Origin of the sequence: Citrobacter sp. Cf088, from assembly GCF_030334295.1 — a bacterium.
Classification (GTDB): Bacteria; Pseudomonadota; Gammaproteobacteria; order Enterobacterales; family Enterobacteriaceae; genus Citrobacter; species Citrobacter freundii.
Genome location: NZ_JAOWEE010000055.1, coordinates 165,733 through 189,337, shown reverse-complemented (window position 1 = coordinate 189,337; position 23,605 = coordinate 165,733). Strand labels below are relative to the sequence as shown.

Sequence of the window (23,605 nt, the reverse complement as noted above, 5' to 3'; positions counted from 1 at the left end):
GTTTCCGTAGGGTGTTGGCTTTAGGCTCCATGCCTGCGCCTGATTATGCCACTATAACCGCTAATCCCGTAGAAGTGGAATCCCGTGTTTATATCACGTAATGTAGAACGGCCTTTTTTTCGTCAACCGTGAGCGACGGCACATCGATTCTCAAGGAATAACAATAACATCATGCAAAGCCTTTCCCCGACATCGCGTTACCAGCAAGCCCTCAACGACGGCAGTCATCAGCCCGACAATGTACAACAAGAAGCCGTGAATCGACTGGAAACAATTTTCCAGGCACTTACGACGCCAGCACGTCCTGCGCCGCAGGAGAGCGGACTGATGGCGCGTTTTGGCAAATTGCTGGGCAAGCGTGAGTCGCCGATCAACACACCGGTGCGTGGTTTATATATGTGGGGAGGAGTTGGGCGCGGAAAAACCTGGCTGATGGATCTGTTCTACCATAGTCTGCCGGGCGAACGTAAACAGCGTTTGCACTTTCACCGCTTTATGCTGCGTGTGCATGAAGAGCTTACTGCCTTACAGGGGCAGAGCGATCCGCTGGAAATCATCGCTGATCGCTTTAAGGCCGAAACGGACGTGCTGTGCTTTGACGAATTTTTTGTTTCTGATATTACCGACGCCATGCTACTCGGCGGCCTGATGAAGGCACTGTTTGCCCGTGGCATTACGCTGGTGGCGACCTCCAATATTCCGCCAGACGAGCTGTATCGCAACGGTTTACAACGCGCGCGTTTTCTTCCTGCCATTGATGCTATCAAACAGCATTGCGACATCATGAATGTTGATGCTGGCGTCGATTATCGTCTGCGCACCTTAACGCAGGCGCATTTGTGGCTGTCGCCACTGAATGAGGAAACCCGCCAACAGATGGATAAACTCTGGCTGGCATTAGCGGGAGCCAAAGGTGAACATGCGCCGACGCTGGAGATCAATCATCGTCCGATGCAGACGCTGGCCGTCGAAAACCAAACGCTGGCGGTGTCATTTACCACGCTCTGTGTCGATGCGCGTAGCCAGCATGACTATATTGCGCTGTCGCGTCTGTTTCACACGGTACTGTTGTCTGATGTGCCGGTCATGACTCCGCTGATGGAGAGTGAAGCGCGGCGCTTTATCGCATTGGTGGATGAGTTCTACGAACGCCACGTCAAGCTGGTGGTCAGCGCGGCATCGCCACTCTATGAAATTTATCAGGGCGAGCGTCTGAAGTTTGAATTTCAGCGCTGTTTGTCGCGTTTGCAGGAGATGCAAAGCGAAGAGTATCTGAAGCGGGAACATTTAGCCGGTTAAACCTGCCGCAAATCACATAAAGGGGTCGATCTTTGACCCTGACTTCTCTATAATCTTGCGACCCCACGTTACGAGAGAGTTTTTTTCCCAAAACTTTCTATGCGCCGGCATAGGCTATTCGAAGGGGTAGGTTTGCTGGACAATGTCGTGTGAACCTCAACTGACAAAACGTTTGGGTGTTCACCAACGTGTAACTTATTTATTTGGGTAAGCTTTTAATGAAAACTTTTACAGCTAAACCAGAAACCGTAAAACGCGACTGGTATGTTGTTGACGCGACCGGTAAAACTCTGGGCCGTCTGGCTTCCGAACTGGCTCTGCGCCTGCGCGGTAAGCACAAAGCGGAATACACTCCGCACGTAGATACCGGTGATTACATCATCGTTCTGAACGCTGACAAAGTTGCTGTAACCGGCAACAAGCGTACTGACAAAGTGTACTATCACCACACCGGCCACATCGGTGGTATCAAACAAGCGACCTTTGAAGAGATGATTGCTCGCCGTCCTGAGCGTGTGCTTGAAATCGCGGTTAAAGGCATGCTGCCAAAAGGCCCGCTGGGTCGTGCTATGTTCCGTAAACTGAAAGTTTACGCTGGCAACGAGCACAACCACGCGGCACAGCAACCGCAAGTTCTTGACATCTAATCGGGATTATAGGCAATGGCTGAAAATCAATACTACGGCACTGGTCGCCGCAAAAGTTCCGCAGCTCGCGTTTTCATCAAACCGGGCAGTGGTAAAATCGTAATCAACCAACGTTCTCTGGAACAGTACTTCGGTCGTGAAACTGCCCGCATGGTAGTTCGTCAGCCGCTGGAACTGGTCGACATGGTTGAGAAACTGGATCTGTACATCACTGTTAAAGGTGGTGGTATCTCTGGTCAGGCTGGTGCGATCCGTCACGGTATCACCCGCGCTCTGATGGAGTACGACGAGTCCCTGCGTGGCGAACTGCGTAAAGCTGGCTTCGTTACCCGTGATGCTCGTCAGGTTGAACGTAAGAAAGTCGGTCTGCGTAAAGCACGTCGTCGTCCTCAGTTCTCCAAACGTTAATTGTACTCTGCTTCGGCAGACGACAATTTGCGAAAAAACCCGCTTTGGCGGGTTTTTTTATCGTTATTTCTCGCCTCAGATCCACGGTAATCCGCTGATTGCCACCTCTTTTTCCCCATTTCAAGAATCGACTCACCACAAAGGTCACAAAATCTGGTAAACTATCATCCAATTTTCTGCCCAAATGTCCGGTATCGTTCATTTTTTGTTTGTATTTTGAACAGCAATGACTTTCCCGAGTCTGGGTGACATCACTTCTGGCTGGCCACTGAGTGGCTGGTAGCAGTAAAAATTCTGAATATACCTGGAGGTTTTCATGGCTGTCGCTGCCAACAAACGTTCGGTAATGACGCTGTTTTCTGGTCCTACTGACATCTATAGCCATCAGGTCCGCATTGTGCTGGCTGAGAAAGGTGTTAGTTTCGAGATTGAGCACGTGGAGAAGGACAATCCACCTCAGGATCTGATCGACCTCAACCCGAATCAGAGCGTACCGACACTGGTGGATCGTGAGCTGACCCTGTGGGAATCTCGCATCATTATGGAATACCTGGATGAGCGCTTCCCGCATCCGCCGCTGATGCCGGTTTACCCGGTTGCGCGTGGTGAAAGCCGCCTGTACATGCAGCGTATTGAAAAAGACTGGTACACGCTGATGAATGTCATCGTGAACGGTTCTGCATCTGAAGCCGAAGTCGCGCGTAAGCGTCTGCGCGAAGAACTGCTGGCAATTGCGCCAGTATTTGGCCAGAAACCTTACTTCCTGAGCGATGAGTTCAGCCTGGTAGACTGCTACCTGGCGCCGCTGCTGTGGCGTTTACCGCAGCTGGGTATTGAATTCAACGGTGCAGGTTCGAAAGAACTGAAAGGGTACATGACTCGCGTCTTCGAACGTGACTCTTTCCTGGCTTCTCTGACTGAGCCTGAACGTGAAATGCGTCTGGGCCGGGGTTAACCTGTATGGATTTGCCACAGCTAACACCACGCCGTCCGTATCTGCTGCGCGCGTTCTATGAGTGGCTGCTAGACAACCAGCTCACGCCGCATCTGGTGGTGGATGTGACGCTCCAGGACGTGCAGGTTCCAATGGAATATGCGCGTGACGGGCAAATTGTTCTGAATATTGCACCGCGTGCGGTGGGCAACCTGGAACTGGCTAACGATGAAGTGCGCTTTAACGCGCGCTTCGGTGGTGTGCCGCGTCAGGTGTCTGTGCCGTTGGCTGCTGTTCTGGCAATTTATGCACGTGAAAATGGCGCTGGTACGATGTTCGAACCGGAAGCCGCCTACGACGAAGATGTTGCCAGCTTAAATGATGACGACAACGACGCGTCTGGTTTTGAGAGTGAAACAGTCATGTCGGTCATTGATGGCGATAAGCCTGACAATGGCGACGACAACGATCCTGATGACACTCCGCCGCCACCTCGCGGTGGGCGTCCAGCGCTGCGCGTAGTGAAATAAATAGTGAAATAAAAAAACAGGCCCTTTCGGGCCTGTTCTGTTTTCTGGCTTCGGGATCAGTAAAACAGCGCGATGGTGGCTACCATATTCACCACAAATCCTACTGCCATCGGGATTGCTGTACGTTTTACCACTTCAAAGGGCGATACGCCGGCAATACCTGATGTCACGACAATTACAGCGGTTATGGGTGACACCGCGCGGGCAAGCGTAGTGGCAAAATGCATCGGCATAATCATCACTACTGCAGGAATATGCAGACCGGCGGCAATATCCGGAATGAGGCTGGCAAAAGACATAAACGGTGCGTTGCCTGACCCCATGACAATCGCACAGGCGGCGATGACCATCGCCATGATGATCATCACGCCAATGCCGCCAAGACCGGAATGCTCTGCGCCTTTTATTACGGCGTCGACAGTCCCGATAGTCGTCAACCCTTTCGCAAAGATTTCACCGGCGACCACCAGCGTGACAACGTTGGCAAACTGCGTCCCCATGCCGTCAAAAAAAGCCTGCACATCATCCATCGTTTCGCGCAGATTATGTTTATGCAGGAATTCAACAAACATAGTCAGCGTCATGCTCATCAACATCACCACCACCAGATTCAACTCTGCTTTCATTAGCCCCATTTGCGCAAGGGCAAGCGAGCCCAGCATCAGGATCAGCGGCATGACGGGTAGAATGGCGTAATAGAGCGGAGGTACGTTTTCCAGCGTCTTTTGTTCAGCAAATCCGTTGCTTTCCGGTGCGGCTTTTTTATCAAACTGACGCTGAACGAAAAAATGCGCAATGGCGACGGCGACAATGACACACGACGCGACGGGCAACTGGTATTGAAAGAAATAAGTGGCGATTTTCATACCCGCGACCTGCGCGGCAAAAATAGAGTTGGTTTCCAGAATGCCCCATTCAATCGACATCGAAGTGGCAATGACCGCAACAGCGGATAAACGGCTCACGCCAAGACTGACCAGCGTTGGGAATAGCGTCACCATCAGCAACATACCTAACCCGGATGCGCTGGTAATAAATTGCGCCATGATCTGACCAATCACATAGGTGGCGGCAAGCACAACATAGGGTGAGCGGATTAGCTTGAGCGGGCGGCTTAACAGGCTAACCATCGCTCTGCTGGCTCCCATTCTGTCCATATAACGGGCATAACCACCCACCGCCATGATTGATAACCCCAGTCCGGCCGCGCGGTTGGAGAGCATACGCAAAATTTCGTTGTAAATATCGACCAGTAGATAGCCACTGCTCTTATCGTCAGCGACCAACACGCCGTAGCCCAGCCAGACGCCGCAGATCATCAGGAAGATCCCGGCGGCGGCCAGCACGACCTGCGGTTTGTAGTTTTTGAGGATCAGGTAACCCATCGTTAATAAAACGATGACAGAGATAATGATGCCGAACATTGTTTCACTCCATGCCAGAGAAGAAGATAAATCCGGTAATAACGCTGTTATCCCAACGGATGTTATATTTTTCTGGGCATTTTTTATGGAGTGAATATCTTATTTTTAATTCAAGGGTTTAATTATTTATCGTTATAAAATAGATGGTTATGATAAATTATCACGTTAATGTTCATAAATTTCATGAAGATGATATAACTCTATTAAATTAAAAATAGGCGGAAGATACTCGCTTAAAATAATATTGCTGTTACGTATATTATCAATAAGCCAGCGGGGGCGGATCGACCATCATTTCACCCTGCTTTCGATCCTGTGTTAGGATAAACCCGCTGTTGTTTGTCACCACGACTTAGCTGAATGGACCCTATGAACGCATTTGATTCGCAAGCTGAAGACTCTCCATCCACCATTGGCCGTAGCTTACGCAATCGCCCGCTGGCGCGTAAAAAACTGTCTGAAATGGTTGAGGAAGAACTGGAGCAGATGATTCGTCGTCGGGAATTTGGCGAGGGCGAACAGTTGCCGTCTGAACGGGAGCTGATGGCCTTCTTTAACGTGGGCCGTCCTTCTGTACGAGAAGCGCTGGCCGCGTTAAAACGCAAAGGTCTGGTACAAATCAACAACGGCGAGCGCGCCCGCGTTTCGCGTCCTTCAGCTGATACCATCATCAGCGAGCTGTCTGGTATGGCGAAAGATTTCCTCGCACATCCCGGCGGCATTGCCCACTTCGAGCAGTTGCGACTGTTCTTTGAATCAAGCCTGGTTCGATACGCCGCCGAACATGCGACAGATGAGCAAATCGACAGGCTGGCGAAAGCGTTGGAGATCAACAGCCAGTCGCTCGATGACAATACGTTGTTCATCCGTTCGGACGTTGATTTTCACCGCGTACTGGCGGAGATCCCGGGCAATCCCATCTTTATGGCGATCCATGTTGCGCTGTTAGACTGGTTAATTGCTGCCCGTCCGGCCGTTGCCGATCAAGAATTGTATGAGCACAATAACGTGAGTTATCAGCAGCATATCGCTATCGTTGACGCGATTCGTCAGCGCGATCCTGAAGAAGCAGACCGCGCACTGCAAGAACATCTCAATAGCGTTTCCGCAACCTGGCACGCCTTCAGCAAAAGTAAAAAATTGCGTAAGTAATCGCGATCCTGACGATCTTTTAAACCCAAAATCATTCAAGTTGCATCAAGGCGGCAAGAGAGCGAGTCCCCTAGAGCATAGATAACTATGTGACAGGGGTGAGCGAACGCAGCCAACGCAGAGGCGGCTCGAAGGATGAAGTGTTTAGTGAGGTAGATCGCACTATAAGCGTTCTGTATTGTATTGCTGCTTATTTGATCTGGTATAACAGGTATAAAGGTATGCAGTAAGATAACACTAATCATCGTCAGAGGTCGTTATGGCAAGAAATTTAAAAGGCGTAATGCCAGCGTTATTAACTCCATTCGATAACCAACAGAAACTGGACATCGAGAGCCTGCGCCGTCTGGTGCGTTTCAATATTGGGCAGGGGATCGATGGGCTCTACGTTGGTGGCTCAACGGGTGAGGCTTTTGTCCAGAACCGCGCTGAAAGAGAGCAGGTTCTGGAAATTGTTGCTGAAGAAGCAAAAGGCAAGGTGACGCTGATCGCCCATGTTGGCACGGTGAGCACCGAAGAGAGCCAACAGCTGGCGAGCGCTGCGCATCGATACGGATTTGATGCGGTTTCGGCCGTCACGCCGTTTTACTATCCGTTCAGCTTTGAAGAGCACTGCGATCACTACCGCGCAATTATGGATTCCGCCGATGGCTTACCGATGGTGGTCTATAACATCCCGGCACTGAGCGGCGTAAAACTGACGCTGGATCAGATCAACACGCTGGTGACGTTGCCGGGCGTTGGCGCACTGAAGCAAACTTCTGGCGATCTCTATCAGATGGAACAGATCCGCCGCGCTCATCCCGATCTGGTGCTTTATAACGGTTATGACGAGATCTTCGCTTCTGGACTGCTAGCAGGCGCAGATGGTGGTATCGGTAGCACTTACAACATCATGGGATGGCGTTATCAGGGAATTGTGAAAGCGCTCAAAGAAGGTGACATTCGCACGGCGCAAAAACTGCAAACCGAGTGCAATAAGGTTATCGATCTGCTCATTAAAGTTGGCGTGTTCCGCGGCCTGAAAACAGTACTGCACTATATGGATGTGGTTTCTGTTCCACTGTGCCGTAAACCCTTTGCTCCAGTAGATGAACGCTATCTGCCGGAACTGAAAGCGCTGGCAAACCAACTGCTGGCGGAAAAGGCGTAATCGCGGGTCGCCGGGGGCGCTTCGCTTGCCCGGCCTGGATTTTTCGACCGTAAGCCGGGTAAGGCAAAGCCACCACCCGGCACAACAACAAAGATCGTCGGGAGAGTAAAATGAGTATTTCTACCCAGAGCATCCCGTGGTATCGCCATCTCAATCGGGCACAATGGCGGGCATTTTCCGCCGCCTGGCTGGGATATTTGCTTGATGGTTTCGATTTTGTGTTAATCGCCCTGGTGCTGACAGAAGTGCAGGGCGAATTCGGACTGACGACGGTGCAGGCCGCCAGCCTGATCTCGGCCGCCTTTATCTCCCGTTGGTTTGGCGGGTTAGTGCTGGGGGCAATGGGCGACCGTTACGGACGCCGTCTGGCAATGGTCACCAGCATCATTCTGTTCTCCGTGGGGACGCTGGCCTGCGGCTTCGCGCCGGGCTACACCACCATGTTTATCGCCCGTCTGGTTATCGGTATGGGAATGGCGGGTGAGTACGGCTCCAGTGCAACCTATGTTATTGAAAGTTGGCCTAAACACCTGCGAAATAAAGCCAGTGGCTTCCTGATTTCCGGTTTCTCTGTTGGCGCGGTGATCGCCGCGCAGGTCTACAGCCTGGTGGTTCCGGTCTGGGGGTGGCGCGCGCTGTTCTTCATCGGCATTCTGCCAATTATCTTCGCCCTCTGGCTGCGTAAAAATATTCCGGAAGCGGAAGACTGGAAAGAGAAACACGAAGGCAAAGCGCCAGTGCGCACGATGGTGGATATTCTCTACCGGGGCGAGCATCGGGTAATTAATATTCTGATGACGATCGCCGCTGCAACCGCGCTGTGGTTCTGCTTTGCTGGCGACCTGCAAAATGCGGCTATAGTGGCGGTCCTCGGCCTGATATGTGCGTTTATTTTCATTAGCTTTATGGTGCAAAGCAGCGGGAAGCGCTGGCCGACGGGCGTCATGCTGATGGTGGTCGTACTATTCGCCTTCCTGTACTCGTGGCCGATTCAGGCACTGTTGCCAACCTATCTGAAAACCGAACTGCTGTACGATCCTTCCACGGTGGCCAGAGTGCTCTTCTTTAGCGGTTTTGGTGCGGCGGTCGGTTGTTGCGTCGGCGGTTTTCTTGGCGACTGGCTGGGCACGCGTAAAGCCTATGTCTGCAGTTTGCTGGCCTCGCAGTTGCTGATTATTCCGGTGTTTGCGATAGGCGGTTCAAACGTCTGGGTACTGGGTTTGCTGCTGTTTTTCCAGCAAATGCTCGGCCAGGGGATCTCCGGGATCTTACCAAAACTGATTGGCGGCTATTTCGATACCGACCAGCGTGCGGCGGGCCTGGGCTTCACCTATAACGTGGGCGCACTGGGTGGGGCTCTGGCACCGATCATCGGCGCGCTGATTGCCCAACGTCTGGATCTGGGCACCTCGCTGGGATCGCTCTCTTTCGGTCTGACATTTGTGGTGATCCTGCTGATTGGTCTCGATATGCCGTCCCGCGTACAGCGCTGGCTGCGTCCTGAAGCGTTACGTACGCATGATGCCATTGATGGTCGACCGTTCAGCGGGGCTGTGCCGTTCGGCGGTGACAAAAGCACCATGGTGAAATCCAAAAGTTAATCCCATTGCCCGGTGTTGAACCGGGCAATTAGCGAAAGGGAAGAAGTATGTCGTTACTTGAGCAACGGGATAAAAAGCGTATCACTGCGATGCAGAAGGCGGTGTCATGACCACATTGGCAATGGATATCGGCGGTACCAAACTGGCTGCCGCGCTGTTAGACAGTAATCTGCAAATTCGCGAGCGGCGTGAATTGCCGACGCCCGCCAGCAAAACGCCGGAGGCGCTGCGCGCTGCGCTACAGGCACTGGTTGCACCGCTACAGGGGCGTGCTAATCGGGTGGCGATCGCCTCGACGGGGATTATCCGTGAGGGGGCTTTACTGGCGCTGAACCCGCATAACCTTGGCGGGTTGATGCATTTTCCGCTAACACAAACGCTGGAACAAATCACCGGCCTGCCGACGCTGGCAGTCAATGACGCACAGGCGGCGGCCTGGGCGGAATACCACGCTATGGCAGATGAGATAAGCGACATGGTGTTTATCACCGTGTCGACAGGCGTCGGCGGCGGCGTGATCAGCAGCGGCAAGTTACTCACCGGGTCTGGTGGTCTGGCTGGGCACTTAGGACATACGCTGGCGGATCCCAATGGACCGGCCTGCGGCTGCGGACGTGTGGGCTGCGTCGAGGCGATTGCTTCCGGTCGAGGGATCGCGGCTGCAGCCGAAGGTACGCTTGCTGGATGCGACGCCAAAACCATTTTTAGCCGCGCCGGGCAAGGAGATGAGCAGGCAAGCAGGTTGATCCATCGCTCGGCGCGTACTTTGGCAAGGCTTATCGGCGATGTGAAGGCCACGACCGATTGCCAGATTGTGGTGATTGGCGGCAGCGTTGGGCTGGCTGAAGGATATCTGGCGCTGGTTGAACATTATCTGGCACAAGAGCCCTTGGCCTATCACGTGGAATTACTGGCGGCGCATTACCGCCATGACGCTGGATTACTGGGGGCCGCGCTGTTGGCCCAGGGAGAATGATGATGATATCAGATGAGTTGCGTTCACTGCCTTCTGCCGGATTACATCCGGTCTTACAGCAGGCATTAACGCTTGCCATTGCGACGAATCCGCAGGAGAAAACGCCAGGGCGCTACGCGTTGCAGGGCGATACTATTTTTATGAATGTCATGCAGTTTGCGACGCAGAGCCCAGAGCAAAAGAAAGCGGAACTGCATCAGCAGTACATTGATATTCAGGTGCTGTTGTCTGGCGAAGAACGCATTCTGTTCGGGATGACCGATTCTGCTCGCCAGTGCGATGAGATGCATGTTGAGGATGACTATCAGTTGTGCAGCGAGATTGCCGATGAGCAGGCGATCGTACTGAAGCCGGGAAGATTTGCGATTTTTATGCCGGGCGAGCCGCATAAACCGGGCTGTATGGTGGGGGGGCCGAGGGAAATCAAAAAGGTCGTGATCAAGGTGCGCGCCAGCTTATTACAAGCCTGACGATGAGAGACCGTGTCGGATGGCAAGGCTTGCGCCATCCGACACTGGATAGAACAACTTAGCGCTTAAACGTCACCGCTTCCGGCTGCGCCAGATGCAGCGTGGTCTGGCTTGGCACTGTCTCAGCAATGACTCGCCCGTGACGAATGGAATAACGTGCAGGCGTCTGGCGACGAACTGCGTCAAACCCATTTTCTGCCGCTAAAATCACCAGATTTCCGGAGTTTCCCACGTTCAGACCGTAATCCTGCAGGTGCAGGGTTTTCGCACTGTGGGTGGTAACCAGGTTCAGCCCATCGTTGATTTGTCCGTATCCCATCAGCTGACACACATGTAATCCCATATGCAGTACCTGCAGCATATTGGCGGTGCCCAGCGGATACCACGGGTCGAAGACGTCATCATGGCCGAAGCAGACGTTGATCTCCGCTTCCAGCATCTCTTTGACGCGCGTTACGCCGCGACGTTTAGGATACGTATCAAAGCGCCCTTGCAGGTGAATATTTACCAGTGGGTTCGCGACAAAGTTAATGCCGGACATTTTCAACAGGCGAAAGAGGCGGGAAGCATACGCGCCGTTATAGGAATGCATTGCCGTGGTATGGCTGGCGGTCACGCGTTCGCCCATATTGTCACGATGCGCCAGCGCCGCGACGGTTTCAACAAAGCGTGACTGCTCATCGTCAATTTCGTCGCAGTGCACATCGATAAGCCGATCGTATTTCTGCGCCAGAGCGAAAATTTTGTGCAGCGACTCAACGCCATATTCACGCGTAAATTCAAAGTGGGGGATCGCGCCAATGACGTCTGCGCCCAAACGCACGGCTTCCTCTAATAGCGCTTCACCGTTGGGGTAAGAAAGAATGCCCTCTTGCGGGAAGGCGACAATTTGCAGCTCTACCCACGGCGCGACTTCTTGCTTCACCTCCAGCATGGCTTTCAGTGCAGTCAGCGTCGGATCGGAAACGTCAACGTGCGTGCGGACATACTGGATGCCGTTGGCCATCTGCCACTTCAGCGTCTGCATGGCGCGCGCTTTGACGTCTTCGTGCGTGAGCATTGCCTTACGTTCGGCCCAACGCTCAATGCCTTCAAATAACGTACCAGACTGGTTCCAGCTCGGCTCGCCTGCGGTTTGCGTGGTGTCCAGATGGATATGTGGCTCAACGAACGGTGGAATGGCCAGGCCGCCTTCGGCATCAAGCACTTCGCCCTGCGGTAACGTGGCGGTGTCCTGTGGCTCAATCCGGCTGAAGCGCCCGTTTTCAATCGTGAGCTGCCACAATCCTTCGCGTCCCTGTAAACGTGCCTGACGAAGGGTGATGTTATTATTCTGCATGGCTGACCTCTGGTGATTTAGCAAGGCTGCGATTGAAAAGTGGATTCAGCAGGATATAGCTGAATACGCCGCCAAGTACGGCGTTGACGGGCACAATACCGGGAATATAGTGACCTGCGGCAATGCCCAATGCAACGGACAGGATCGCTATCCAGTTTACGGAAATAAATTGCGCTTTGCTGAAGTCGGCATAGCGACGATGGTTCAGCAGATAGTCGGCGATGATCACCCCGCCAATCGGGGGAATTGCTGCCGACAGAAAAGTCAGCCAACCGACAAAGTTATTGTAAAGCCATAGCGCGCACAATGTGCCGATAATACCGTTAGCCACCGACAGCGTACGGCTGGAAAGGCCGGTAATATTGGCAAATCCCAGACCTGAGGCATACAGCGCATTGTCGTTAGTCGTCCAGATGTTCAGACCGAGCACTACAATCGCGGGCAGCAGCAGTCCCTGGGCAATCATCACGTCAGAGATATCCGCCTGTCCAACCGCAGCCGCGCCCGCAGCGCCGAAGATGAACATCAAGGAGTTGCCAAGGAAAAACGCCACCATGGCAATCAGCACCGCGCCTTTGGCGTTGCGACCAAAGCGCACGAAGTCGGCGGTTAATGTTCCTGCGCTGACAAACGAACCGACCACCAGCGCCAGGGCGGTGGAGAAATTCAGCGGCGTCTGCGGCACTATCGCTTTTAAATGGTCTAAACCGCCGACATCACTCACCGCCAGCCAGACGGAGTAGCTGCCAAGAACGACGATGGCAGGCACGGCGATGATAGATAAAACGGTCAGCGCCGAGATGCCAAAAAAGATGGTCAGGGTCATCAACAGACCGGAAACCGCAATCAGGATATTGACGTCAATTCCTGTCGCTTTGCCCACCGGGATAGCAAACATAGCCACACCCACGCCAAACCAGCCTACCTGCGTACCGCCTAACAACAGTGAGGGAAGCCATGAACCTTTCAAACCAAATGAGTAACGCGCCAGAAGGTGGGTTGAGAGCCCTGTTTTTGCGCCGATAAAACCGAGAAATGCAGTGTAAATACCGAGGAGAAGATTACCGAAGAGAACTGCCAGGAAGAAATCATTATAGGAAAGACCGGTACCGAGTGTGCCACCGGTCCACATACTGGCGGAAAAAAATGTAAGCCCCAACATGACAAATGTTAGTGGGACCACGCCTTTCCGCGCCGCCAGAGGGACGGGGCCCTGGCTATAATTGTTGTCCTGCGACACAACGCCTCCATGAATTTTGCCCAAAAAATCCGCCGCATAATATACAGTTCTCAGAATAAAGCAAACGATTACGTATAATCTTTACATGGTTATTATTTATGGTGTTGATGATTGCGTTGATTTTCGGGCATCGGCATTTTTAACCGACCAGAGGCGGACATACACCGACCAGGGTTGTGTGAAAGATTTAGCCAGTTGCGCCAAATGGTAAGATTCTGCAGACACTGTCTGCAGAATTTCAATGTACTGAATATACAGCTGTATTTGTGAGCGGTTTTCGAAAAATGATACCGCATGTATTTAGTGGAGGAATATTGGCTCCCCATCGATCAGCGTCAGGGGAGCCAGATGTATTACACTTCCAGGTAATTCAGAATCCCGTCTGCCGCTTTACGACCTTCGGCAATCGCGGTGACCACCAGATCCGAACCGCGCACGATGTCGCCGCCTGCGAAGATTTTCGGGTTGCTGGTCTGGAAAGCGTTGTCGCTACGTTCCGGGGCAATAATGCGCCCCTGTGAATCCAGTTCGACGCTGTGCTCTTTCAACCATTCCATGCTGTGTGGGCGGAAACCAAACGCCAGGACCACGGCATCAGCCGGAACAACGTGCTCGGAGCCAGCGACGATCTCCGCACGGCGACGTCCCTTCGCATCCGGTTCGCCCATTTCAGTACGCGCCATTTTCACGCCGCACACTTTCCCGTTGGCATTCACTTCCACACCTAAAGGCTGGACGTTGAACTGGAACTCGACGCCTTCTTCGCGCGCGTTTTTCACTTCGCGTTTCGAACCCGGCATGTTCTCTTCATCGCGACGATAGGCGCAGATAACGTGTGATGCTTCCTGACGTACGGAGGTGCGCACGCAGTCCATCGCGGTATCGCCACCGCCGAGCACGACGACACGTTTGCCTTCCATGCTGATGTATGGCTCATTGCTGCTTTCGCCAAAGCCCATCAACTGTTTGGTATTGGCAATCAGGAACGGCAGGGCATCAAACACGCCATCAGCGTCTTCGTTTTCCAGCCCGCCGCGCATCGACTGATAGGTTCCTACGCCAAGGAACACGGCGTCGTAATCCTTCAGCAAATCGTTGAGCTGTACGTCACGGCCTACTTCCACGTTCAGTTTGAACTCAATGCCCATGCCGGTGAAGATTTCACGGCGACGGGTCATGACCTCTTTTTCCAGCTTGAAGGCCGGGATACCGAAGGTCAGCAAGCCGCCGATTTCCGGGTGACGGTCAAATACCACCGCCTTTACGCCGTTGCGGGTCAGCACATCAGCACAGGCCAGGCCCGCTGGCCCCGCACCGATAATCGCCACGCGCTTGTCCGTCTGGCGAACGCCGGTCATATCCGGACGCCAGCCCATCTCGAACGCTTTATCGTTGATATAGCGCTCGATGTTGCCAATGGTTACCGCGCCAAACTCATCGTTCAACGTACAGGATCCTTCACACAGTCGATCCTGCGGGCATACACGGCCACAGACTTCCGGCAAGGTGTTGGTCTGGTGCGAAAGCTCTGCCGCTTCAAAAATACGTCCCTCATTCGCCAACTTCAGCCAGTTCGGGATGTAGTTATGCACCGGGCACTTCCACTCGCAGTACGGGTTACCGCAGGACAGGCAGCGATCTGCCTGTGCTTTGGCCTGACCTTCAGAAAACGGCTCGTAGATCTCGATAAATTCGATCTTACGGATCTTCAGCGGCTTCTTCGGCGGATCAACACGCTGCAGGTCGATAAATTGGTATACGTTCTGACTCATTGCTGCTACCCCTTACTGCGCCTGCACACGCAGCTCTGCTGCGCTACGACTACGGTGACCCAACAGTGCTTTCACATCACTGGATTTTGGTTTTACCAGCGCGAATTTCGCCGAGAATGCTGGCCAGTTCGCCAGGATCTCTTCGCCGTGAGAAGAGCCGGTATGCTGTACGTGCTCGGTAATCAGGCCACGCAGGTGCTCTTCGTGGATCGCCAGCGAGTCCACGCTCAGCACTTCGACCAGTTCCGGGTTTACGCGTTTGCGGAATTCACCGTCTTCGTCGAGCACGTAGGCGAATCCGCCGGTCATGCCCGCGCCGAAGTTAACGCCGGTTTTGCCGAGAATACAGACGATGCCGCCGGTCATGTATTCACAGCCGTTGTCGCCAATACCTTCAACCACGGTGATTGCGCCAGAGTTACGCACTGCAAAGCGCTCACCCGCACGACCCGCAGCAAACAGGCGACCACCGGTGGCGCCATACAGGCAGGTGTTACCGATGATGCTCGCCTCATGGCTACGGAAAGCAGAGCCAACCGGAGGGCGTACCGCCAGCAGGCCGCCCGCCATGCCTTTACCGACATAGTCGTTGGCATCGCCGGTCAGATACAACTCCACGCCGCCCGCGTTCCACACGCCAAAGCTCTGGCCTGCAGTACCGCTGAAGTGCGCTTTGATCGGGTCAGACGCCAGCCCCTGATCGCCATGCGTCTGAGCGATATAGCCCGACAGCGATGCGCCGACGGAACGGTCGGTGTTGCGGATATCGAACCAGAAGGTTTTGCTCTGGCGCTCGTCGACGAACGGCTTCGCTTGCTGTAACAGCTGGGCGTTCAGCACGCCATTATCAAACGGCGGGTTGTTCTCGGTGCAATGCAGCGCTTTACCAGGATGCGGTTCGGCTGTTTCCAGCAGACGAGACAGCTCCAGCTTTTGCTGCTTGGCGGTAAACCCTTCCAGCTCTTTGAGCAGGTCGGTGCGACCAATCAGATCCACCAGGCGGGTGACGCCCAGCTCGGCCATCAGCTCGCGCACTTCACGGGCGATAAATTCAAAGTAGTTGGTCACTTTGAACGGCAGGCCGTGATAGTGGTTCTTACGCAGTTTCTCATCCTGAGTTGCAACACCGGTTGCGCAGTTGTTCAGGTGGCAAATACGCAGATATTTACAGCCCAGCGCCACCATCGGGCCGGTACCGAAGCCAAAGCTTTCTGCACCCAGAATTGCCGCTTTAATGATATCGACGCCGGTTTTCAGACCGCCATCGACCTGCAGACGAATCTTGTGACGCAGACCGTTAGCCACCAGCGCCTGCTGGGTTTCCACCAGGCCTAGTTCCCACGGGCAGCCCGCATATTTCACTGATGAGAGCGGGCTTGCGCCTGTGCCGCCATCGTAGCCAGCAATGGTGATCAGATCCGCATAGGCTTTCGCTACGCCAGTGGCGATGGTACCAACGCCTGGTTCGGAAACCAGCTTCACCGAGATCATCGCCTTCGGGTTGACCTGTTTCAGGTCGAAAATCAGCTGCGCTAAATCCTCGATAGAGTAGATATCGTGGTGCGGCGGCGGGGAGATCAGCGTCACGCCCGGTACGGAATAGCGTAGTTTGGCGATGTACGGGGTGACTTTATCACCCGGTAACTGACCACCTTCGCCAGGTTTCGCGCCCTGAGCGACTTTAATCTGAATGACATCGGCATTGACCAGGTATGCCGGGGTTACGCCAAAGCGACCGGAAGCAACCTGCTTAATGCGTGACACTTTATTGGTGCCATAGCGCGCCGGGTCTTCGCCGCCTTCACCGGAGTTCGAGTTGCCGCCGATGCTGTTCATGGCTTCGGCCAGCGCTTCGTGTGCTTCCGGGCTTAATGCGCCGATAGACATGGCGGCGGTATCAAAGCGTTTAAACAGTTCGGTCGCGGGTTCTACTTCGCTAATGCTTACGGCTTCATCGCCAGGCGTAATCGCCAGCAGATCGCGCAGTGTGGCCGCCGGACGCTCATTAACCAGCTTGGCGTATTCCTGATAGTCGCTGTACTCGCCGCTTTGTACCGCCTGCTGCAGAGTGCGTACCACGTCCGGGTTGTAGGCGTGGTATTCGCCGCCGTGGACGTACTTCAGCAAACCGCCCTGGCTGATAGGTTTACGCGCCAGCCATGCATGTTTGGAGAGGTTCAGCAGATCCTGCTGGAAGTCGGTAAACCCTGCACCGCTAATACGGCTGACCACGCCCTGGAAGCACAACGCAACCACATCATCGTGCAGACCAACGGCTTCAAACAGCTTCGAGCAGCGGTAGGAGGCAATGGTCGAGATGCCCATTTTGGACATGATTTTGTACAGACCTTTGTTGATGCCGTTACGGTAGTTCAGCATCACGGTCCGGTAATCTTTGGCAATCGCCTGAGTGTCGATCAGACGTCCCAATGTTTCATACGCGAGATACGGATAGATTGCCGTCGCGCCAAAACCGAGCAGGACGGCAAAATGGTGCGGATCGCGGGCACTGGCGGTTTCAACGATGATGTTGGCGTCGCAGCGCAGGCTTTGTTCTACCAGACGCGTTTGCACTGCGCCCACGGCCATCGGCGCCGGAACCGGCAGACGATTTTTAGCGATGTTGCGGTCAGAGAGTACCAGCAGCACCGTGCCGTTGCGCACCATCTGTTCCGCCTTATCGCACAATGCTTTGACGGTCTCTTCGAGCGTAGTTTCGGTCGCGTCGAAGGTGATATCCAGACGGTCAGCGCGATAATGCTCCTCTTTCATGGTGGTAAGCTGGGTGAAATCGGAGTACAGCAGGATCGGCGATTTAAAGCTCAGGCGGTGTGCCTGACCTTCAGCTTCGCAGAAGACGTTCATCTCACGACCGATGCTGGTGGCCAGCGACATGACGTGCGCTTCACGCAGCGGGTCGATCGGCGGGTTGGTGACCTGCGCGAACTGCTGGCGGAAGTAGTCATAAATGATGCGCGGCTGGCTGGAGAGTACGGCAAACGGGGTATCGTCACCCATTGAACCGACCGCTTCCTGGCCGTTTTCGCCGAGCACGCGGATCACGGAATCCAGCTCTTCAGCGCTGTAGTTAAACTGTTTCTGATAGCTGGCGAGGGTGTCATCGTCCAGTTCACGGCTGCCGACCTGATCGTCAGCCAGGTCTTCGAACGGCACCAGACGGCGGACGTTTTTCTCCATCCATTCTTTGTATGGGTGACGGCTTTTCAGGTCATCATCGGTTTCGGCGGAGTGGAGAATGCGCCCGCTGCGGGTATCGATAACCATCAGCTCGCCAGGGCCGACGCGGCCTTTCTCTACCACTTCATCCGGCTGATAATCCCAGATCCCGACTTCAGAGGCGCAGGTAATCAGCTTGTCTTTGGTGATGACGTAGCGTGCCGGACGCAAGCCGTTACGGTCAAGGTTACAGGCGGCAAAGCGGCCGTCGGACATGACGATGCCCGCTGGGCCGTCCCACGGTTCCATGTGCATGGAGTTAAAGTCAAAGAACGCGCGCAGCTCCGGATCCATATCCGGGTTGTTCTGCCATGCCGGTGGAACCAGTAAGCGCATGGCACGGATGATGTCCATCCCGCCTGCCAGCAGCAGTTCCAGCATGTTGTCCATCGAACTGGAGTCTGAGCCGGTTTCGTTAACAAACGGCGCGGCGTCGTGCAGATCCGGGATCAACGGGGTCTGGAACTTATAGGTACGGGCGCGCGCCCATTGGCGGTTGCCGGTGATGGTGTTGATTTCACCGTTGTGCGCCAGATAGCGGAACGGCTGCGCCAGCGGCCAACGCGGTACGGTGTTGGTAGAGAAGCGCTGGTGGAACAGGCAGATGGCCGATTCCAGACGCAGGTCTGCCAGGTCCAGGTAGAAGCGCGGCAGATCCGCCGGCATACACAGACCTTTATAGATATTGACCAGATTCGACAAGCTACAGACGTAGAAATCTTTGTCTTGCAGGAGGCGTTTTTCGATACGACGACGCGCGATGAACAGGCGACGCTCCATATCACGCGGACGCCAGCCCGCAGGGGCGTTAACAAAAATTTGCTCGATACGAGGCAGGGAGGAGAGCGCAATTTCACCGAGAACACCTTCGTTGGTCGGCACGTCGCGCCAGCCGACAATCGACAGGGTCTCCTGCTGTAATTCTTCTTCAACAATGCGACGAGAAGCCGCAGCCAGTTCAGGGTCTTTATTTAAAAAGATCATGCCGACGGCGTAGTTTTTGGCTAAACGCCAGCCGCGCTCTTGCGCCACGATGCGGAAAAAGCGGTCAGGTTTTTGTAACAGCAGGCCGCAACCATCGCCGGTTTTTCCATCGGCAAGAATTGCGCCACGGTGCTGCATACGGGCCAGTGCGTGTATGGCGGTACGCACTACCTTGTGGCTAGGTTCGCCTTCTATGTGGGCGATCAGGCCGAAACCACAGTTATCCCTCTCAAGGGATTTATCGTACAACATATCAGTGAACCTCCCCAGGCTCTGAGGGATTCCCATCTGGACCGTTGCGCACGGGCACACCAAGAGCATGGCGACGGGGTTTGCGTGTCATACGCTTACCTCGCATTCGCCCTCTTTATCCTTTTCGCACAGGTCAAACAAGTTTGAGGACTTGCTTCAGAGGGAATCTCAATTACTGCATAAATATGATGAGCAGACTGCTCATCCAGAAAGCTTCCAGCGGATTTCCAAGTTATCGGGAATCCACACACAGGTCAAATGGCAATCTTATTTATGCAAAAATGTGCTATAGGGCAATTAACTTTATGAAAATATTGAAATAAAAGGATTTTTTACATTGATTTAACCTAAGAGGAATCCCCCAGGAAGTGTGATCTGTCTCACTGTAAGAAAGGCTGGATATCCCTCGTCCTCCCTTTATTTATCGAGATGACTGGCATTTTATGCTGGTTTTTGGAGTTCAGGCGTCTTAAAGATACTGTTTTTACGCTCAGAGTATAAGAAGATAAAAAAAACCGCTGAATATAAGGAAAAGTAATTAGATTTTGAGTGAATGAAATTCCAATTATTTTGATTTGTTATGCAATAAATAAAGGCTCGCCAGGGCGATTGATCCAGGTCATCGCCGACTGGGGCAAAAAATGGCAGGCTTTGGCCTCTTTTCAAGGCGCGGTCTACCAGATTATGCAGTTACAGAAATTAGTCAATATGTTTGGTGGGGATCTTTCTCGCCGTTATGGGCAAAAGGTTCATAAACTCACGCTGCACGGCGGCTTTAGCTGTCCAAATCGTGATGGCACCATCGGACGTGGCGGATGTACTTTCTGTAATGTCGCCTCGTTTGCCGATGAAACTCAGCAGCATCATTCCATTGCCGAGCAGCTTGAGCATCAGGCGCAGTTGGTCAATCGCGCCAGACGCTATCTGGCCTATTTCCAGGCCTATACCAGCACCTTTGCTGAAGTACAGGTGCTGCGTTCGATGTATCAGCAGGCGGTCAGCCAGGCCAGTATCGTCGGGTTATGCGTTGGGACGCGCCCTGACTGCGTGCCGGATGCGGTACTCGATCTGCTTTGCGAGTATAAAGACCTGGGTTATGAGGTATGGCTGGAACTTGGTCTGCAAACCGCACATGACAAAACCCTGCACCGTATTAACCGCGGTCATGATTTTGCCTGCTACCAGAACACCACGCGACTGGCGCGTGAACGCGGGCTGAAAGTCTGTTCGCACCTGATTGTCGGTCTGCCGGGAGAAGGGCAGGCAGAATGCCTGCAAACCATAGAACGTGTGGTGGAGACGGGTGTCGACGGTATTAAGCTGCATCCGCTGCATATTGTGAAAGGCAGTACGATGGCGAAAGCCTGGGAAGCCGGGCGGCTGAACGGAATTGAACTGGACGATTATACGGTTACCGCCGGGGAGATGATCCGCCATACGCCGCCAGAGGTGATTTATCATCGCATTTCCGCCAGCGCGCGTCGCCCAACGTTGTTAGCACCGCTATGGTGTGAAAATCGCTGGACTGGGATGGTTGAACTGGATAAGTACCTTAACGAGCACGGCGTGCAAGGCTCGGCGCTGGGTACGCCATGGGTGCAGCCGGTGATCTAACCCTCGTAGGCCGGATAAGGCAAAGCCGACATCCGGCAATCTGCGCCTGCTTGCCTGATGGCGCTTAGCTTATCAGGCCTACGATTAACCTCTCTACGGTCATTTCACTGATAACCTCCGCATTTCTTGCACATTCTCAAACGTCACGCCAAGAATTGAGTATTATTGTGCCAAGTTGTCGTGAAGGAACCCTCTATGAAGCAAATCCGTATGCTGGCGCAATATTACGTCGACCTAATGATGAAGTTGGGTCTGGTGCGCTTTTCGCTGCTGTTGGCGCTGGCTCTGGTCGTGTTGGCAATTGTGGTGCAGATGGCTGTCACCATGGTGCTGCATGGCCAGGTAGAAAGCATTGATGTTATCCGTTCTATCTTTTTTGGTCTGTTAATTACCCCTTGGGCTGTCTATTTCCTGTCAGTGGTGGTGGAGCAACTGGAAGAGTCCCGGCAACGCCTGTCACGACTGGTACAAAAGCTGGAAGAGATGCGCGAGCGCGATCTCAAGCTCAATGTGCAATTGAAAGATAATATAGCCCAGCTCAATCAGGAAATTGTTGAGCGCGAAAAAGCCGAAGCGGAGCGCCAGGAAACGTTCGAGCAACTGAAGGTTGAAATCAAAGAGCGCGAAGAAACGCAGATCCAGCTCGAGCAACAGTCTTCCTTTTTACGCTCTTTCCTTGATGCCTCGCCGGATCTGGTTTTTTATCGCAATGAAGATAAAGAATTTTCCGGCTGTAACCGTGCCATGGAACTGCTGACTGGCAAAAGCGAAAAGCAACTGGTGAACTTAAAACCGGCTGACGTTTACTCTCCTGAAGCGGCTGAAAAGGTAATTGAAACCGACGAGAAGGTATTCCGTCATAACGTCTCACTCACCTACGAACAGTGGCTGGACTACCCGGACGGGCGCAAAGCCTGCTTTGAAATTCGTAAAGTGCCGTACTATGACCGCGTAGGTAAGCGACATGGCCTGATGGGTTTTGGGCGCGATATTACCGAGCGTAAGCGTTATCAGGACGCGCTTGAACGTGCCAGCCGTGATAAGACCACCTTCATTTCCACCATCAGCCACGAGCTGCGCACTCCGCTTAACGGCATTGTCGGCTTAAGCCGGATCCTGTTGGATACAGACCTGACCGCTGAGCAGGAAAAATACCTGAAAACCATCCATGTCTCTGCCGTGACGCTGGGGAATATTTTCAACGATATCATAGATATGGATAAGATGGAGCGACGTAAAGTCCAGCTCGATAACCAGCCTGTTGATTTCACCAGCTTTATGGCGGATCTGGAAAACCTTTCTGGCCTGCAGGCGCAGCAAAAAGGGCTGCGTTTTGTACTTGAGCCAACATTACCGCTACCGCATAAGGTCATTACCGACGGCACGCGTTTGCGCCAGATTCTGTGGAATCTGATCAGCAACGCCGTGAAGTTCACTCAGCAGGGACAGGTGACCGTGCGGGCGCGCTATGACCAGGGCGATATGCTGCATTTCGAGGTTGAAGATTCTGGGATCGGCATTCCGCAGGATGAGCAGGATAAAATCTTCGCCATGTATTATCAGGTGAAGGACAGCAACGGCGGTAAACCGGCCACAGGAACCGGGATTGGTTTGGCCGTGTCGAAGCGTCTGGCGAAAAATATGGGCGGCGATATTACGGTTTCCAGCCAGGCAGGTAAAGGCTCCATCTTTACGCTGACCGTACATGCGCCTGCGGTAGCGGAAGAGATTGAAGACGCCTTTGAAGACGATGACATGCCGCTGCCAGCCCTGAATGTGCTGCTGGTGGAAGACATTGAACTGAACGTTATTGTTGCGCGTTCCGTGCTGGAAAAATTAGGCAACAGCGTGGATGTCGCGATGACCGGGAAAGCCGCGCTGGAAATGTTTACGCCGGGTGAATATGACCTGGTGCTGCTGGATATTCAGCTACCGGATATGACCGGTCTGGATATCTCGCGGGAGCTCACGCAAAAATACGCTCCTGAGGACCTTCCGCCGCTGGTTGCACTCACCGCCAACGTACTGAAAGATAAAAAAGAGTATTTGGACGCGGGGATGGATGACGTGCTGAGTAAGCCGCTGTCGGTTCCGGCGCTAACCGCCATGATCAAAAAATACTGGGATACCAGAAACGAAGAGGAGAGCACTGTGACATCTGAAGAAAGCAGTAAATCGCAAGCGCTGTTAGATATTCCTATGTTGGAACAATACCTCGAGCTGGTGGGACCGAAGTTAATTACCGACGGGCTGGCGGTGTTTGAGAAGATGATGCCGGGATATTTGAGCGTGCTGGAGTCAAACTTGACCGCACGGGATAAAAAAGGCGTGGTTGAGGAAGGTCATAAAATTAAAGGCGCAGCAGGTTCAGTGGGGCTGCGTCATCTGCAACAGTTAGGTCAGCAAATCCAGTCGCCGGACCTTCCCGCCTGGGAAGATAACGTTGCTGAATGGATTGAAGAGATGAAGCAGGAGTGGCAGCACGACGTGGCGGTATTAAAAGCCTGGGTGGCGAGCGTGGAAAAAAAATGACCCCGGCTTGACCGGGGTGCGCGAATACTGCGCCAACACCA

17 protein-coding genes and 1 pseudogene are annotated in these 23,605 nt (G+C 53.5%); 12 read left to right on the top strand and 6 right to left on the bottom strand.

Annotated elements, in window-relative coordinates:
* Positions 1-171: 171 nt before the first annotated feature.
* From zapE to sspB, 5 genes are all read left to right on the top strand, one after another.
* Positions 172-1,299 carry a cell division protein ZapE gene (zapE, locus tag OGV71_RS20590; protein ID WP_071697444.1) on the top strand — a complete coding sequence of 376 codons (1,128 nt, stop codon included), beginning with the start codon at positions 172-174 and terminating at the stop codon, positions 1,297-1,299.
* Positions 1,300-1,517: 218 nt separating this feature from the next.
* Entirely contained in the window at positions 1,518-1,946 is a 429-nt protein-coding gene (gene rplM / locus OGV71_RS20585; protein ID WP_003025141.1) for a 50S ribosomal protein L13, read from the top strand.
* Between the two features lie 15 nt (positions 1,947-1,961).
* Entirely contained in the window at positions 1,962-2,354 is a 393-nt protein-coding gene (rpsI, locus tag OGV71_RS20580; RefSeq protein ID WP_003025138.1) for a 30S ribosomal protein S9, read from the top strand.
* Between the two features lie 316 nt (positions 2,355-2,670).
* Positions 2,671-3,309, top strand: coding sequence for a stringent starvation protein SspA (gene sspA, locus OGV71_RS20575; RefSeq protein ID WP_003025132.1), 639 nt, complete (start codon positions 2,671-2,673; stop codon positions 3,307-3,309).
* Between the two features lie 5 nt (positions 3,310-3,314).
* Positions 3,315-3,818 carry a ClpXP protease specificity-enhancing factor gene (gene sspB / locus OGV71_RS20570; RefSeq protein ID WP_003025130.1) on the top strand — a complete coding sequence of 168 codons (504 nt, stop codon included), beginning with the start codon at positions 3,315-3,317 and terminating at the stop codon, positions 3,816-3,818.
* Between the two features lie 56 nt (positions 3,819-3,874).
* On the opposite strand, the gene dcuC is transcribed toward sspB, so the two are convergent.
* The gene (gene dcuC / locus OGV71_RS20565; RefSeq protein ID WP_046670199.1) at positions 3,875-5,242 is read right to left on the bottom strand and encodes an anaerobic C4-dicarboxylate transporter DcuC; all 1,368 of its coding nucleotides are present in this window, start codon (positions 5,240-5,242) and stop codon (positions 3,875-3,877) included.
* Positions 5,243-5,602: 360 nt separating this feature from the next.
* Between dcuC and nanR the strand changes: the two genes are divergently transcribed.
* The 5 genes from nanR (at position 5,603) to nanQ (ending at position 10,594) form a co-directional block, all read left to right on the top strand.
* Positions 5,603-6,394 (top strand): transcriptional regulator NanR, encoded by a 792-nt coding sequence (nanR, locus tag OGV71_RS20560; protein WP_003844825.1) that lies wholly within the window; start codon positions 5,603-5,605, stop codon positions 6,392-6,394.
* A gap of 259 nt (positions 6,395-6,653) precedes the next feature.
* Positions 6,654-7,547 (top strand): N-acetylneuraminate lyase, encoded by an 894-nt coding sequence (nanA, locus tag OGV71_RS20555; protein WP_204583232.1) that lies wholly within the window; start codon positions 6,654-6,656, stop codon positions 7,545-7,547.
* Positions 7,548-7,657: 110 nt separating this feature from the next.
* Entirely contained in the window at positions 7,658-9,148 is a 1,491-nt protein-coding gene (locus OGV71_RS20550) for an MFS transporter (RefSeq protein WP_204583233.1), read from the top strand.
* A gap of 106 nt (positions 9,149-9,254) precedes the next feature.
* Positions 9,255-10,124 carry an N-acetylmannosamine kinase gene (nanK, locus tag OGV71_RS20545; protein ID WP_060854936.1) on the top strand — a complete coding sequence of 290 codons (870 nt, stop codon included), beginning with the start codon at positions 9,255-9,257 and terminating at the stop codon, positions 10,122-10,124.
* Between the two features lie 2 nt (positions 10,125-10,126).
* Positions 10,127-10,594: an N-acetylneuraminate anomerase gene (gene nanQ, locus OGV71_RS20540; protein WP_204584373.1), complete on the top strand. Its 468-nt coding sequence runs from the start codon at positions 10,127-10,129 to the stop codon at positions 10,592-10,594.
* Positions 10,595-10,652: 58 nt separating this feature from the next.
* Here nanQ and OGV71_RS20535 read toward each other — a convergent pair whose 3' ends face one another.
* The 5 genes and pseudogenes from OGV71_RS20535 to gltB form a co-directional block, all read right to left on the bottom strand.
* Entirely contained in the window at positions 10,653-11,933 is a 1,281-nt protein-coding gene (locus OGV71_RS20535) for a cytosine deaminase (protein ID WP_003025105.1), read from the bottom strand.
* Positions 11,923-13,173 carry a cytosine permease gene (codB, locus tag OGV71_RS20530; RefSeq protein WP_003844832.1) on the bottom strand — a complete coding sequence of 417 codons (1,251 nt, stop codon included), beginning with the start codon at positions 13,171-13,173 and terminating at the stop codon, positions 11,923-11,925. Before codB ends, OGV71_RS20535 begins: the two co-directional genes overlap by 11 nt.
* A gap of 102 nt (positions 13,174-13,275) precedes the next feature.
* A pseudogene (locus OGV71_RS20525) lies at positions 13,276-13,431 on the bottom strand (DUF1016 domain-containing protein); the annotation flags it as partial.
* Between the two features lie 95 nt (positions 13,432-13,526).
* On the bottom strand, positions 13,527-14,945 hold the full coding sequence (locus OGV71_RS20520; protein WP_003025096.1) for a glutamate synthase small subunit: 1,419 nt from the start codon (positions 14,943-14,945) through the stop codon (positions 13,527-13,529).
* A gap of 12 nt (positions 14,946-14,957) precedes the next feature.
* Positions 14,958-19,418, bottom strand: coding sequence for a glutamate synthase large subunit (gltB, locus tag OGV71_RS20515; protein WP_003025093.1), 4,461 nt, complete (start codon positions 19,416-19,418; stop codon positions 14,958-14,960).
* Positions 19,419-20,102: 684 nt separating this feature from the next.
* On the opposite strand from gltB, the gene mnmL reads away from it, so the two are divergent.
* On the top strand, positions 20,103-21,032 hold the full coding sequence (gene mnmL / locus OGV71_RS20510; protein WP_127785892.1) for a tRNA modification radical SAM protein MnmL/YtqA: 930 nt from the start codon (positions 20,103-20,105) through the stop codon (positions 21,030-21,032).
* 195 nt (positions 21,033-21,227) lie between these two features.
* Positions 21,228-23,564, top strand: a complete 2,337-nt coding sequence (gene arcB, locus OGV71_RS20505; RefSeq protein WP_286533947.1) for an aerobic respiration two-component sensor histidine kinase ArcB — start codon at positions 21,228-21,230, stop codon at positions 23,562-23,564.
* Positions 23,565-23,605: the final 41 nt, after the last annotated feature.

What these genes read in the sequence shown, in the direction of transcription:
- sspB (WP_003025130.1), top strand. Translation starts at nt 3,315, where the DNA reads ATGGATTTGCCACAGCTAACACCACGCCGTCCGTATCTGCTGCGCGCG.
- zapE (WP_071697444.1), top strand. Translation starts at nt 172, where the DNA reads ATGCAAAGCCTTTCCCCGACATCGCGTTACCAGCAAGCCCTCAACGAC.
- sspA (WP_003025132.1), top strand. Translation starts at nt 2,671, where the DNA reads ATGGCTGTCGCTGCCAACAAACGTTCGGTAATGACGCTGTTTTCTGGT.
- mnmL (WP_127785892.1), top strand. Translation starts at nt 20,103, where the DNA reads ATGCAGTTACAGAAATTAGTCAATATGTTTGGTGGGGATCTTTCTCGC.
- OGV71_RS20520 (WP_003025096.1), bottom strand. Translation starts at nt 14,945, where the DNA reads ATGAGTCAGAACGTATACCAATTTATCGACCTGCAGCGTGTTGATCCG.
- nanQ (WP_204584373.1), top strand. Translation starts at nt 10,127, where the DNA reads ATGATATCAGATGAGTTGCGTTCACTGCCTTCTGCCGGATTACATCCG.
- nanA (WP_204583232.1), top strand. Translation starts at nt 6,654, where the DNA reads ATGGCAAGAAATTTAAAAGGCGTAATGCCAGCGTTATTAACTCCATTC.
- arcB (WP_286533947.1), top strand. Translation starts at nt 21,228, where the DNA reads ATGAAGCAAATCCGTATGCTGGCGCAATATTACGTCGACCTAATGATG.
- OGV71_RS20550 (WP_204583233.1), top strand. Translation starts at nt 7,658, where the DNA reads ATGAGTATTTCTACCCAGAGCATCCCGTGGTATCGCCATCTCAATCGG.
- gltB (WP_003025093.1), bottom strand. Translation starts at nt 19,418, where the DNA reads ATGTTGTACGATAAATCCCTTGAGAGGGATAACTGTGGTTTCGGCCTG.
- dcuC (WP_046670199.1), bottom strand. Translation starts at nt 5,242, where the DNA reads ATGTTCGGCATCATTATCTCTGTCATCGTTTTATTAACGATGGGTTAC.
- nanR (WP_003844825.1), top strand. Translation starts at nt 5,603, where the DNA reads ATGGACCCTATGAACGCATTTGATTCGCAAGCTGAAGACTCTCCATCC.
- rplM (WP_003025141.1), top strand. Translation starts at nt 1,518, where the DNA reads ATGAAAACTTTTACAGCTAAACCAGAAACCGTAAAACGCGACTGGTAT.
- nanK (WP_060854936.1), top strand. Translation starts at nt 9,255, where the DNA reads ATGACCACATTGGCAATGGATATCGGCGGTACCAAACTGGCTGCCGCG.
- OGV71_RS20535 (WP_003025105.1), bottom strand. Translation starts at nt 11,933, where the DNA reads ATGCAGAATAATAACATCACCCTTCGTCAGGCACGTTTACAGGGACGC.
- rpsI (WP_003025138.1), top strand. Translation starts at nt 1,962, where the DNA reads ATGGCTGAAAATCAATACTACGGCACTGGTCGCCGCAAAAGTTCCGCA.